The sequence below is a fragment of the Emticicia agri genome, from assembly GCF_004168285.1.
Taxonomy (GTDB): Bacteria; Bacteroidota; Bacteroidia; order Cytophagales; family Spirosomataceae; genus Emticicia; species Emticicia agri.
Genome location: NZ_SEWF01000046.1, coordinates 1 through 12,599 on the forward strand (window position 1 = coordinate 1; position 12,599 = coordinate 12,599).

The 12,599-nt window shown below is 36.7% G+C and carries 13 protein-coding genes; 3 read left to right on the forward strand and 10 right to left on the reverse strand.

The window, feature by feature from the left end; translation table 11 throughout:
- Positions 1-17 precede the first annotated feature (17 nt).
- From EWM59_RS22165 to EWM59_RS22185, 5 genes are all read right to left on the reverse strand, one after another.
- Positions 18-890: an IS982 family transposase gene (locus tag EWM59_RS22165; RefSeq protein WP_229239262.1), complete on the reverse strand. Its 873-nt coding sequence runs from the start codon at positions 888-890 to the stop codon at positions 18-20.
- 317 nt (positions 891-1,207) lie between these two features.
- On the reverse strand, positions 1,208-1,483 hold the full coding sequence (locus tag EWM59_RS22170; protein ID WP_130023443.1) for a hypothetical protein: 276 nt from the start codon (positions 1,481-1,483) through the stop codon (positions 1,208-1,210).
- Positions 1,483-3,276 (reverse strand): Ig-like domain-containing protein, encoded by a 1,794-nt coding sequence (locus EWM59_RS22175; RefSeq protein ID WP_130023444.1) that lies wholly within the window; start codon positions 3,274-3,276, stop codon positions 1,483-1,485. Before EWM59_RS22175 ends, EWM59_RS22170 begins: the two co-directional genes overlap by 1 nt.
- Positions 3,277-3,770: 494 nt before the next feature.
- Positions 3,771-4,130 carry a hypothetical protein gene (locus EWM59_RS22180; protein ID WP_130023445.1) on the reverse strand — a complete coding sequence of 120 codons (360 nt, stop codon included), beginning with the start codon at positions 4,128-4,130 and terminating at the stop codon, positions 3,771-3,773.
- 14 nt (positions 4,131-4,144) lie between these two features.
- Entirely contained in the window at positions 4,145-6,586 is a 2,442-nt protein-coding gene (locus tag EWM59_RS22185) for a TonB-dependent receptor (RefSeq protein WP_130023446.1), read from the reverse strand.
- Positions 6,587-6,712: 126 nt separating this feature from the next.
- On the opposite strand from EWM59_RS22185, the gene EWM59_RS22190 reads away from it, so the two are divergent.
- The gene (locus tag EWM59_RS22190) at positions 6,713-7,330 is read left to right on the forward strand and encodes a MarR family winged helix-turn-helix transcriptional regulator (RefSeq protein WP_130023447.1); all 618 of its coding nucleotides are present in this window, start codon (positions 6,713-6,715) and stop codon (positions 7,328-7,330) included.
- Between the two features lie 240 nt (positions 7,331-7,570).
- Here EWM59_RS22190 and EWM59_RS22195 read toward each other — a convergent pair whose 3' ends face one another.
- The 3 genes from EWM59_RS22195 to EWM59_RS22205 all read right to left on the reverse strand — a co-directional run bounded on the left by EWM59_RS22195 (position 7,571) and on the right by EWM59_RS22205 (position 9,740).
- Complete coding sequence (locus EWM59_RS22195; RefSeq protein WP_130023448.1) at positions 7,571-7,915, reverse strand: hypothetical protein; 345 nt, start codon at positions 7,913-7,915, stop codon at positions 7,571-7,573.
- Between the two features lie 128 nt (positions 7,916-8,043).
- The gene (locus tag EWM59_RS22200) at positions 8,044-8,292 is read right to left on the reverse strand and encodes a hypothetical protein (protein WP_130023449.1); all 249 of its coding nucleotides are present in this window, start codon (positions 8,290-8,292) and stop codon (positions 8,044-8,046) included.
- 11 nt (positions 8,293-8,303) lie between these two features.
- Positions 8,304-9,740 (reverse strand): NADP-dependent isocitrate dehydrogenase, encoded by a 1,437-nt coding sequence (locus EWM59_RS22205; RefSeq protein WP_130023450.1) that lies wholly within the window; start codon positions 9,738-9,740, stop codon positions 8,304-8,306.
- A 93-nt stretch (positions 9,741-9,833) separates the two neighbouring features.
- On the opposite strand from EWM59_RS22205, the gene EWM59_RS22210 reads away from it, so the two are divergent.
- Positions 9,834-10,757, forward strand: a complete 924-nt coding sequence (locus tag EWM59_RS22210; RefSeq protein ID WP_130023451.1) for a LysR family transcriptional regulator — start codon at positions 9,834-9,836, stop codon at positions 10,755-10,757.
- A gap of 41 nt (positions 10,758-10,798) precedes the next feature.
- Positions 10,799-10,915 carry a hypothetical protein gene (locus tag EWM59_RS28830; RefSeq protein WP_130023452.1) on the forward strand — a complete coding sequence of 39 codons (117 nt, stop codon included), beginning with the start codon at positions 10,799-10,801 and terminating at the stop codon, positions 10,913-10,915.
- A 177-nt stretch (positions 10,916-11,092) separates the two neighbouring features.
- Here EWM59_RS28830 and EWM59_RS22220 read toward each other — a convergent pair whose 3' ends face one another.
- Both EWM59_RS22220 and EWM59_RS22225 read right to left on the reverse strand, forming a co-directional pair.
- On the reverse strand, positions 11,093-11,911 hold the full coding sequence (locus EWM59_RS22220) for an SDR family NAD(P)-dependent oxidoreductase (RefSeq protein WP_130023453.1): 819 nt from the start codon (positions 11,909-11,911) through the stop codon (positions 11,093-11,095).
- A 93-nt stretch (positions 11,912-12,004) separates the two neighbouring features.
- A complete protein-coding gene (locus EWM59_RS22225; protein WP_130023454.1) occupies positions 12,005-12,574 on the reverse strand; it encodes a Crp/Fnr family transcriptional regulator in 570 nt (189 codons plus the stop codon).
- Positions 12,575-12,599: the final 25 nt, after the last annotated feature.

Consider the following 12,599-nt stretch of genomic DNA (forward strand, 5'->3'; position numbering starts at 1 on the left):
TAACGTGAATTCGATGTTTATTTAATGATGAAAGTAGCTGGTTTAGTCTCATAAAAGCAATATGCAATTAGTCCACCAAAAGTATGAGCCATAGCATTGATAGGATTTCTATGTCTGGTATGATCTATGTCAAAAACAGTCATTAGAATGTCATTGACAGATTCTATCAAAGCCCGTTTTTTTAGGTTGATTTTGTCTTTTATTTTCATCAGTTTATTTTTCATATTTTTTCTGACTTTAGTAATCAATAAAAGCCCTCTGAGATAGTATTGTTCAAAGAGTTTAGTTAGATATCCTTTATCACCAAAGCATTGTCCTTTTAGACCATCAAACATATAATTCATAAGTCTGTCATCATTATCAGAGATATTGGCTGGTGTAAGGGCGAAATTAATAATTTGACCTAATTCATTGATTATCAGGTGGGTTTTTAGTCCATAGAACCAACCAGTAGAAGATTTTCCACGACCAGCAAACCCTACAAAGACTTTATTTGAATGAATTCGTCTATTATCACAAACGGGCATTTTCTTACTATCAATAAAATAATTACCCGTCCTAATAGAAAACAAAGAAAGGTATTTTAAGAACATTTGTAATCTCAGAGTCTGATAGGGAATTAATTCAATAAAACGATTATATGAAGGTATTTTAGGGAAATCTTTCACTAAAACATTCCTTACTAAATCTTGATAATAGTACTGAAAGCATTTATATCCTGAATAATGATAGAATATAATAAGTGTCAAAATTTCACTATCACTTAAGGTACTTAAGGGTTGGTTTTGGTTTGCAGGTACCCCCCTTTTTGCTAACCAATTATCAAATAATTGACAGAAATCATCGCATCTCACAAAGATTTCAATTAGCTTATTTTCATTATATTGCATAAGAATTGGGGTGATTTTTGAGGTTTATGGACGGGAATTCATAAATTTCTCATTTTTACTCCAATTCTTATTATAACTAATTGAAATACAATATTTTAACCATCGAACTCACGTTAAGTAATAATATATTCGATTTTAGTGGCGATTTTGATACTTTTTCGAAATGGTTTGAGCTATGCACTAACTCACACAAAAAGGTAAGAGAAGGTTGGCAAGAAGTTATCAGAACCATTTTCATACATTTTGATGTAAAACAAGCGATTTACTTTTCAGAAAGGGGCTTTGATTATGAAGAGTGTCAGGATTTTGATGAGTTATTAAATTCTATTCAAGAACATCCCCCTACCCGAACCTTCTCCAATGGCTGTAAAAAATAAAGTACCATTCATATTGATAAGGATACTAGGTTCAGAACTGTTTACTCCGGGCATTATATCTTTTAGTAGTACAGTACCATTGGCTGTTCCGTAACTTTTCCATAATTCTTTCCCGACGGTTGTTTCATCGTTTACTGTAAAATAGGCTATTCCGTTTACATCAGTGATGAAACCAATCTCGGTATTGGTAATGCCAGTAATTATATCTTTTACCATCACAGTTCCATCGGCTTCTCCATTACTAATCCATAATTCATTGCCATGTACACCATCACTTGCCGCAAAAACAAAAGATTACCCACCTTTTTAAGCGAGTTGGTATACGAAGGGTCTGGGCCGGGGTTAATATTCTTTACAAGCATCGTTCCTTCTAATGTCCCGTCAGTCTTCCATAATTCCCGTCCATACTCAGGGTTTTCAGTGGTAAAAAATAGCGTCCCATTTACATTGGTCAGTTCGTCCAGTTCTGAGGACGTCTCTCCCGGATTAATATTATCACTTACCATATAAGGCAACTGCGGCATACTAATCACACTCACGGCATTGGTGGCTACCCTAGTGGTTTCATAAATACCATTTCTGCAAGTAGCATAGAAAGTCATATTTTGGCTTGGGTAATATCCGACTGACGTACCGACACCTATTTCGTTACCTCCGCTCTCCTGATTGTACCAAACTACTTGCCCACCGCTGCAAGTAGCGCTAAATATCACTTTTGCCCCACTCACAATACTCGTTTTATTGACAGAAACAGCTGTCGGGTCGGTCAAAGTCGCAACTGTTACTTCACTGGTTGCCTCTCTGTTGCTCTCGCAAGACCCGTTCTTACAGCTGGCATAGTAGATGGTAGTAGTTGACGGTGCAATGCTTAACCCTGACCCTGTGCCTATTGCATCACCCCCTGTACCCTGATTGTACCAGGTAACTGTCCCCGAACTACAAGTAGCGGTTAAATAAACGGTTGTGCCGATAAAAGTACTGGTCTTATTTACCAAAACATCTGTTGGAATACCCGGCATAGCTGTAACATTTACTTCTGTAGTAGCTACACGTACACTTTCGCAAAACTCACCTATACAAGCAGCATAGTATATAATATTTGTAGTCGGACTCTGGCTAAGGTCTGTTTCTATGCCAATAGCCGATCCTCCGGTTGCCTGAGTATACCAAGTAAGCGTTCCGGTGCTACAATTAGCTGATAATGTGACAGCAGTGCCTGAACAAATATTTGTCTCGCTAACCGAAACGTCTGTCGGAAAATCCGGTAAAGGATTCACATTTACCCCATCTACAGCTACAAAATTACTTTCGCATGAGCCGTTTATACATTTAGCAAAATATCTCGTCTGCTCGTCGGTAGGACTTTGGATTAAACCTGACCCGGTTCCAATGGCAGTTGTTTCTCTATACCAGGTTACCGTTCCACTGCTACAATTGGCAGTTAAAGTAACAGTCTCCCCCAGACAGATAGTCGTTTTATTAACCGAAACGCTTGTCGGATTGGCAGGTATGCCTGTAACAGTTACTGTTCCCGCAGATACTCTACTACTTTCACTATCACCTACCGCTATTCTTGCGGGTGCTCCACTAACAAAGCAGGAGGCGTAGTAGGTTGTTGTAACAGCAGGACTTGTTATTAATGGTGAGCCTGTACCAATAGCTGTTCCTCCGGTTTCCTGATTATACCAGGTTACTGTACCGGTTGCACAAGTGGCCGTCAAAGAAACATTACTCCCTGCGCAAATACTGGTGGGGCTGGCTGATACTGAAGTAGGGCTATCAGGTACAGGTTCTGAAACTTTGTAATTTATAAGGTTTTTAATTATGACCTCATCGTTAACACTTTCATTCAGTGCAAGGTCAGGATAAGTAGTTTGAGTTGGTGCAGTAATGACTTGCTTTTTTTTAGCACTTTTGCCTGTTTGAGATAATTGAGCAAAAGTAATAGAGGACAGCAGTAAGCAAAAAATCAAACACAACAGTTTACCAGAGATGGAAAGGTGGTTCATTGGCAGTTGAGGAATAAATATTATGTACGCCTGTTTAACAATTGTTGCTATAGATATAATCTCTTTTCCACAAAGAGCTTAAATATATTATTTTTCAATTGTACGTATATAAGTATTGCAATTTTGATACCACCCTCATTAGTATATGCTGTTATTCTGCATTAATTTTTTATTTGAGTATAAACATTTATTAAGCGGATACAAAGTTCTGTTTACTTTGAGAACAGATTGATATTTGACCTATTCTCAAAAATCATTATTGTCAATTTTAATTGGCCGTTTTTAATATTTTTTCATTTAACATTCAAAGACAAACAGTCTCTTATTGGCAACAGAATAGGGGGTTGATTAATAACCTGAAACAAACCGGCCAGTACAATCATTCTTTTTACTGGCCGGTTTGTTTCTGATTGGAAGGAAGGAGGAGTCTATTAAGATTCTGAAAAATCTATTGTTTGTTTTTTTGAAGGAAATTCGATAAACCTGTCAAAACTTTATATTTTTTTAAATACCTTCCGCTCATATACACTAAACCACTTCATCATGAGTTTTGAATGATTTTCATTATAAAGATAAGCTTCAATGGCTACTTTATTAGCTGTAAAATCAATGATGTCGCATTCAAAACTATAGAATCCTTTCTCTATTGTTTCTCTGAAAAAATAGTGAGTAGAATAGATGAGATTCATTTTTTTCCCTGATTTAAACTGTCTGAGAGATTGAAAAACATAATCTTTCAACAAGTTTAAAAGCTGATTGACGGATACCTCATGTTCGTTTGTTACTTCGTTTTCAATAATGACTTTATAATAGTAATTAAATTCTCGTTTGTTAATGCCTGAATTAAAAATCATACATTTTAACAGGTTTAAAATTCTATAATAAATCCAACACTTGGGGTTGGTCTTCCTGATAGATTATCTAAAATAACCGGAATAGCATTTGACCCGTCAGACTTGATACCTTGGCCATCGGTCGTTTCAAAGTCAGAATTATCAGCTTTGCGTTTAAAGGTAAAATAAGGAATAGACGCATTTTTAAAGGCAAATACATTCTGTATATCTAAGAATAAATCCAATGTCCAGCGAGAATAATTCCATTTTTTATCCACACGTATATCCACCTGATTAAAGGCTTTCAGACGAACCGAATTTAATTGGGTATAATCAAAGATTCCTTGTCCAAGTGTCAGGTAATTTTGCTGAGAGGCAGCCAGGTCATAGGGTGTATATGGGCTACCCCCGGCAAAGCGATATTTTACTCCTAACTCCCATTGTTTATTTAGTTTAAGACCGTAAATCAGCGAAACCAGATGACGGACATCCCAGGCAGAGGGTCTTAAATCGGTATTCTGTCCACCAAATTTGCTTCGTACAAAGGTGTATGAAAGTGTCAGAAAGTTCCGTTTCACAAGTTTCTGTTGCACAAAGAACTCAACTCCATAAGTCTGTCCTTTACCCACCGATTGCACGGCTTCATTGCCAATGGCTCCAAAATCGCCACCCAGGTTGGCTAAGGATAGATTATTCAGGGTGGTAATCGGATAATTGCGGTAATCTTTATAAAAGCCTTCTACAGTAAATCTTAAATCCGGTTTAGGAAGATACTCCAAACCCAATGCGTAGTGTATGGTACTGATGTACTTATTATTTTGGTTGGTATAATTGCCTTGTGCATCTTTAAAACCTAACACCGTATAAATAGGTATTTTATAATAGCTTCCCCAAGCGGCATTAAGTCTGAAGTTACTGCTGAAAGGGACAGATACAGAAAGACGTGGTGAGAGCGTTTTGAGCGGATTCTGGCCTTCGTTGGTAAAGCTGTTCATATCAGTTCTTAACCCGGCAGACAAACTTACCTGATTAGAAAAGGTTTTTCCAACCTGCGCAAAAGCACCATACTTCCAGAAATTTAAGTCAGTCATAAAACGATAAGCTACTTCCGGCTGAATGATATTGCCGTTTTCGTCAAGTACTTCATTTCTTATTTTCTGAAAGAAATCATTCCGGTAATTCACATATTGTATCACACCGCCTACACTATAAGTAAAACCATTCTGAGATTTTTTGAGATATGCCCGCAGCTTGTTTTCAATTTCTTTCGATTGGGAAAACAGATTCTGCAACTCAGGATTCGGATTATTATTATCTTCATACCTTTCTAATGAATTATTCAGATGATTACGGCTCAGGGCAATATTGATAAACCCTTTATTAATCAGATGTCTGATAGAGGCTCCTGCTGTATAATTCCATTGATTGATAAGCGAAGAATTGCGGAAGATATATATGTTTTCGGGGCTTGGGTCTTTGGGTAGCGCAAATTTAAAATCATCAATTGCTCCTACACCTATCAGGTTTAATGTTGTTTTAGCGCCTAATTTATGGGTAATTTTGGTTTGAAAGTCCCAATAATTAGGTCTGATAGGCAAGTCTATCAGCTTGAAGAGAAGTTGTAGGTACGAACGACGCCCCGAAAGTAAGAAATTGGTTTTATCACTGATTTTGCCGTCGAAAGTAGCCGCCAGTTCAGTAGCACTCAACCGGATATTACTTTGCAGACGCTCGGAATTACCCACTTTCTGGTTGATTTCAAAAACACCCGAAAGAGCATTGTCATATTGAGCATTAAAAGCTGAGGTACTCAATTTGATGTCTTCGACAAAGGCGGTATTGATGATACCGGCAGGACCTCCGGCACTACCTTGTGTAGAAAAGTGGTTGAGTACAGGAATTTCGATACCATCAAGGTAATAGATATTTTCGTTTGGCCCTCCACCTCTGAGCACAATATCGTTTCTAAATCCCCCACTTCCGGTAGTTCCGGCCACACCCGGCAGTGCCTGAATCACCTTTGATACATCAAAATTACCGCCCGGATTGCTTCTGATTTCTTCAACCGTAAGAGATTGTACAGAAAGCGGGGTAATAACATCTGATGCAATAGCCGATTTCTCTTTCTGATTTTTTACTGTTACTTCACTCAAAGCCGAAGTTTCAGCTTGTAACTCAAAGTTTACAGACTGCGCATTCCCTGAGGTCAGGTTAATATTGTATTTAACAAGGGTTTGATAACCCACACAAGTGACTTTCAGGTTGTAGCTGCCAACGGGGAGCGATAGACGAAAGTTGCCTTCAAGGTCGGTAGTAGTGCCTTGGGTAGATTGCTCAACGCTTACAGTAGCACCTATCAAGGGTTCCTGGGTATTTTTGTCAGTAACTTTTCCGTAAATATTTCCTGTATTCTGGGCAAAAGCGCAGAAACTAAATAATGTTAAGAAAAAAATAGAGTAGAATTTAGTGGTTTTCATACCAAATGAATTAGATTAGTTTTATATAGAACATTTATAAGAATAAAAATGTTTTATATAAGACAAAAATATTTTTTATAGTATGATGTAAAACTATTTTTTTTTAAATTGCTAAAATTTCAAGCTATGGACTATACTATTTTAAAGGAAATTATTGCTCTGGCTGAGGCATATCAGCAACAAACCCATGCACAACGCTGGCAAAAGGAGCAATTTGTATCATGGATAATTAATCAAGCCAATCAATCGCAACAAGTGCCCAAAAACCCTGTTCCATCACAAGATGGCTTAATTTCAATGTTTTTGGGTATTGCTTATAAGTATGCACAGTTTTATGCCAGAAGGGTATTTCGTAATACAGAAGTATATTCACTCGACGACTTCGCCGTTCTGGTTTCTCTTTTTCCCAATAAGGAGTTTAAGAAAATAGATGTTCTGCGTATGTGTATTCAGGAGAAATCGTCAGGGAATGAAGTGCTGAAAAGATTGCTCCGTGATGGCATGCTACAAGAAAGAGACAATCCGGCAGATGCCCGCTCAAAACTTTTATCACTGACTGATAAAGGTCGCACACAGTATGGGCTGATTCAGAACGGAATTCAGAAAATGGCTGGCCATATTGTTGGCAACTTAAGTATTGAGGAGAAGAATCATTTACTACAGGTACTTATGAAACTCCACCAATATCATCATCCTTATTTTGAAGAGAATAATGAAGAAACGCTGAAACAATTATTAAACTGATTGTGCCTGATGTAGATTACAAAATTTCAGGACATTTAACAACTACCAAACTTTATTGATGCCAGATACCTGAAGGTTTTCGTTTACTTATAAATTTTATCTATAGTATTTTTGATGGTAACTCTTTAAATAAATTATTTTCTTTTGATGTAATAATACCCTTTATTTCTATGCCTGATTCAGAAATGAAATCTTTAAAAAGTGTATAATTCAAAATTTTATTTATCTGCGTTTGAATATTTAATTCTGCCAAATTATATTGTTGTGCAAATATTGCTGGCTTTGAAAGTAAGAAAAATAATATTCGATATATAGTTCTTCAATGACCTTCTCGCAGGTTAGCCCTGCTAACTTTTTTCTTTTAATAATACTATTAATAAATCTGCATGAGGTATCATTTACTATATAAATTGTTTTTATTCTTTCTTTAAAAATAAGATGTTTTACACCTAAGTTATATACGAAATCGTGCGTCTCTAATACAGTACCTGCGTAAGTCAGAAAGAAAACTTCATTGCCATATTTTTTCCGTATAAAAGTTTCCAGACCTGAAAATGGACATACGATAAATAGTTTATTAGCCATGATTATATATGTATGTGAATTTTCAAAACTATTTCATAAATAGCAGGAGTGTGTAGGATATATCCTACACACTCCTGCTATAAAGGAGATGAACATTAGAAATCAATAACAGCTTTCGCACTATTTTTTCAGGAATGCTCAATCGTAATAATAGCGTCCAATCTCAAGCCCGGTTCTTCTCTTCTAATGCTACTTCTAAAATCGAAGAGTTCTTTTTGTAATCTTTTTATTTTTGACTCTCTATATTTTATATCTTCTTCGTTGCTATTAGTAGCTATTTTATTTTCGTGATACTTTATTTTTATATGTATCAATTGAGTGATGAGTTCTAAAGCATCCTGAGAGCTGAACTCTCCTTGTATAAGTTGAATATTCATAATAGATAAGTTTATTGACCTTGCCCTAATGAGTAAGCGGGTTTTCCGTCAAATGAATAAAGGTTTTCTGTTTTGATAGTATCAATGTTTTCATTAAGGGCATTTTCTAAAAGCCTGATGATTGCTTTTTTGCTGATCTCAACTCCTTCAACGGGTTTAAAGCGACATCTCCAGTGATCAGTACAGAAGGTTTCTTTGAACCCATTAGGCCATACTTTTATACCTCTGTTGGTAATCATATTCAGATGGAGCGATTCACTTTCAATTCGCTTAATTTTGTTTGCTAATTCATCTGGATTTGTACCTGACCAGTGAACAAACACGTCAACACCGACTAAATCTTTATTGGCAGAAGGTTTTCGTTTATATTTTGGCAGATTTAAATGAGAACTGTTGGCGTATGAGACGGCCTTTAGAAGCGTGGGCTTATTCCCCAGATTGGCAATCACCGCTTTAGCAAATTCTTTAGTACCCACTTTCTGTTTACTGATTCCTTCTTTGAAAATATCATAGGTGTGAATACCATCTTCTAATGTTTTTAACCATGCGTTTTGCACATTTTCTGCAATAGCGGTTTGTCCGATATGGTTCAGCATCATAATCGACCCCTGTAATAAACCTGAAGGATTAGCTATATTTTGCCCGGCTCTTCTTGGTGCCGAACCATGTATGGCCTCAAACATAGCGCATTCTTCCCCTATATTAGCTGAGCCTGCCAGCCCTACTGACCCTGTTATCTGGGCAGCCACATCACTCAGCACATCTCCATATAAATTGGGCATCACAATTACATCAAATGCCTCCGGAGTATCAGCCATTTTAGCTGCGCCAATATCAATTATCCAATGCTCGTTTTCTATTTCCGGATATTCTTTGGCAATTTCATCGAATACCTGATGAAACAAACCGTCTGTTTGCTTCATGATATTGTCCTTGGTAAAACAGGTTACCTTTTTTCTGTTTTGCTGTCTGGCATATTCAAAAGCATAGCGAACAATTTTTTCACATCCGGGTCTGCTGATTAATTTCAGGCATTGTACCACTTCGTCAGTTTGCTGATGTTCAATACCTGCATACAAATCTTCTTCATTTTCTCTGATAATAACAAGGTCCATTACCGGATGCTTGGTGCTCACAAATGGGTGTAAACTCATGCAAGGTCTTACATTTGAGTAAAGCCCGAGAAATTTTCTGGTTGTTACATTCAGGCTTTTGTAACCTCCGCCTTGTGGTGTAGTAATAGGAGCTTTCAGAATTATTTTATTTTTTCTGATAATGTCCCAGGCCTTTGGAGCAATACCCGAAGTATTACCCGACAGATACACTTTCTCACCTACTTCTATTTCTTCGGTTTCAATTTTAGCGCCTGCTGCTAAAATTATTTCAAGTGTAGCGTCCATTATTTCAGGCCCTATTCCATCACCTTTGGCAATTGTTATTTTTGTCATTTTGAATTGAGTTTATTTTTAACGGCACAAAGTTGAGTATTTCAATTAATAAATTTTTATTTATATTTGTAATAAAAATCATAAATATATCTTATGAATTATACACTAAATCAGTTGCAAATTTTTTTAAAAGTTGTGCAGACACAAAGTGTAACCAAAGCTTCTGAAGATTTAAACCTGACTCAACCAGCCGTTTCTATTCAGTTAAAAAATTTTCAGGACCAGTTTGATATACCTCTGACAGAGGTAGTCGGTAGAAAAATTCATATAACCGATTTTGGACGAGAGATTGCAGAAGCGGCTGAAAATATTATTAATCAGGTGTATGCTATCAATTATAAAACTTTGGCATATAAAGGCCAGTTGACAGGCCGATTAAAGATTTCGGTAGTATCAACAGGAAAGTATGTTATGCCATACTTTCTTGCTGATTTTATGCATAAACATTCTGGAATAGAATTAGTGATGGATGTAACTAATAAAAGTAAGGTTGTAGAAAGTCTTGAAAATAATGAAGTAGACTTCGCTCTTGTTTCTATTTTGCCAACTATATTAAACGTGGAGAAACTTGATTTACTTCAAAACAAATTATACCTGGTAGGAAATGCTCACATGAAGCCTGATAATGATAATCCCATAAAGGAAATCTTTGCGAATTTACCTCTGATTTTTAGGGAAAAAGGTTCAGGTACCAGACAAACTATGGAAAAATTTATTGATAATAGTGATATTTCAGTCTTAAAAAAGATGGAACTTACTTCTAATGAAGCGGTAAAACAAGCAGTATTAGCTGGGTTAGGGTATTCAATTATGCCGCTCATAGGCATAAGAAATGAGCTATATAATAATGAGTTATACATTATTCCAATTGATGGTCTGCCGATTAAAACTACCTGGAGTTTGATATGGCTAAAAGGTAAAAAACATTCTCCTGTTTCTTCGGCATTTCTTTCCTATTTGGCAGAAGAAAGAGCGCAAATTGTTCAGAAAAGGTTTAGCTGGTATGAGCACTATTAATAGCTCAAAGTCAAAAAATAAAAGGCTCTAAAAAACCAATAATGCTTTACAAAATCAATACAAAGAATGCTATGCTTCTAATAATCTTCATTAGCATTAAAACTGTCATTTTGTCCATTAATTCTCACATGCCATATATTAGAAGCTGTTTGAGTTAATCTTATTGAATTAAAAAAGTCGTTTTTTGTTCAATACTGCGCTTTAAAAACCGTCATTTAGCTCTGCTAAACTCCGGTTTTTAAATCTTGTCTTGAAGCAAAAACCGCTCTTTTTTACCTTCAAAATTTAACTCAAACAGCTTCTTACTTTCTCTGAAAGCAATAATATGCTCGTCATTACGTCGATTGTGCCTGATGCCTGGTCATGTTGCCCATTACCTTATTCATGATAAGTACCTTTACCCGGCGGGGTACTGTCATTAGAGAGTAAACCAAAAACTTGGTTAATGTGCCAGGAAGAACCGTGGTTTTTCTGCCTAAGGCTTTTAAGATAGGAGCGCCAATTTGCTCCGGTGTCAGAGAAAAGCCCATTTTCATATCAGCTCTTTGCCCGAAACCACTTTTTACCGGCCCGGGAGCTGCGGCCAGTATATCAACTCCCAGTGGTTTTAGTTCTATCGCCAAAGCTTCTGCCAGCGATTGCACATAGGCCTTGGTAGCGGCATAATTGGCTGCATGGGGTACTCCCTGAAATGCCACCATCGAACTCATCAGGATAATTCCACCTCGTTTATGCTGAACAAACACCTTACTAAAATGATGAGTAAGTATCAGTAAGGCCTCACAATTGACCCTTAGCATTGATTTCTCGGCTTCTATAGAATTATTGATAAATTCACCGGATGTTCCAAAACCTGCCGAAACAATCAAAAGACCCACCTCTAAATTTTTACTACTTTCAATAATGGTATTGATGGTATCTTCACTTGAAACATCTCCTGGTACCGAAAGCACTTGTACAGCAAACCTTCGTTGAAAATCTTGTCTGATTTCTTCCAGTTTCAGCTCATTACGGGCGTTAATTAATAAGTTGATTCCGGCTTCAGCTAATCTTAGGGCTAATTCATAACCTATACCTGATGACGCACCTGTAACAACTGCCCAGGAGCCATATTTTTCTTTCATTCTGTTTTTCTCTTTCGCCGAAAATTTCATGGTTCTGTTTAAAATTTACAGCCACAAAATTATATCCGCTTTTTAGCTAAAAACGATAACAAATGTTTAGATTTTGAAGGTATTAATCAATTTTCAGACGTAAGTACGTTTTAATCGGCTAAGGTGAACAGAAGTAATACCCAGATAAGAAGCTATCATGTGTTGTGGTGCACGGTTGTGTATATCCGGGAAAACCTGTGTGATAGTTTCGTAGCGTTGTTGGGGTGTTTCAAAATATTGCTTTCGTATCTGGTTATCATGATAAACAAAATAATATTCGGCAATGAGTCTGCCTAACCTGTCGCCTTGCTTCAGGTTATGGTATCCCCATTCTATCGCTTCTCTTGGCATCACTACGGCTTCAATCGATTCGAGTGCCTGAAGATAATAGATAGAAGGCGTTTTCTGTAAGAAACTGGCGTAGTCAGCTATAAACTGATTTTCGATCGTAAAATTAGTCGTATGTTCTACGCCTTCATTGTCAATCAGAATATTACGACTGATGCCTTTCGTGATAAAAAAAACTTCATTGCATATTTTACCGGGGGTGCTGAGATAAGTTTTTCGGCTGAAACTTTTCAGGTAACAGTATCCGAGAAGGGAATCTGTTTCAGTGTCAGAAATACTTATCATTTGCCTGATGGCTCTGATGAACTGTTCCATAGACTATTCGAAAATTTCAATAATT

Coding starts and splice junctions, on each gene's coding strand:
- EWM59_RS22190 (WP_130023447.1), top strand. CDS start 6,713: ATGGACTATACTATTTTAAAGGAAATTATTGCTCTGGCTGAGGCATAT.
- EWM59_RS22220 (WP_130023453.1), bottom strand. CDS start 11,911: ATGAAATTTTCGGCGAAAGAGAAAAACAGAATGAAAGAAAAATATGGC.
- EWM59_RS22180 (WP_130023445.1), bottom strand. CDS start 4,130: ATGATTTTTAATTCAGGCATTAACAAACGAGAATTTAATTACTATTAT.
- EWM59_RS22210 (WP_130023451.1), top strand. CDS start 9,834: ATGAATTATACACTAAATCAGTTGCAAATTTTTTTAAAAGTTGTGCAG.
- EWM59_RS22170 (WP_130023443.1), bottom strand. CDS start 1,483: ATGGTAAAAGATATAATTACTGGCATTACCAATACCGAGATTGGTTTC.
- EWM59_RS22200 (WP_130023449.1), bottom strand. CDS start 8,292: ATGAATATTCAACTTATACAAGGAGAGTTCAGCTCTCAGGATGCTTTA.
- EWM59_RS22185 (WP_130023446.1), bottom strand. CDS start 6,586: ATGAAAACCACTAAATTCTACTCTATTTTTTTCTTAACATTATTTAGT.
- EWM59_RS28830 (WP_130023452.1), top strand. CDS start 10,799: ATGCTTTACAAAATCAATACAAAGAATGCTATGCTTCTAATAATCTTC.
- EWM59_RS22225 (WP_130023454.1), bottom strand. CDS start 12,574: ATGGAACAGTTCATCAGAGCCATCAGGCAAATGATAAGTATTTCTGAC.
- EWM59_RS22195 (WP_130023448.1), bottom strand. CDS start 7,915: ATGGCTAATAAACTATTTATCGTATGTCCATTTTCAGGTCTGGAAACT.
- EWM59_RS22205 (WP_130023450.1), bottom strand. CDS start 9,740: ATGACAAAAATAACAATTGCCAAAGGTGATGGAATAGGGCCTGAAATA.
- EWM59_RS22165 (WP_229239262.1), bottom strand. CDS start 890: ATGCAATATAATGAAAATAAGCTAATTGAAATCTTTGTGAGATGCGAT.
- EWM59_RS22175 (WP_130023444.1), bottom strand. CDS start 3,276: ATGAACCACCTTTCCATCTCTGGTAAACTGTTGTGTTTGATTTTTTGC.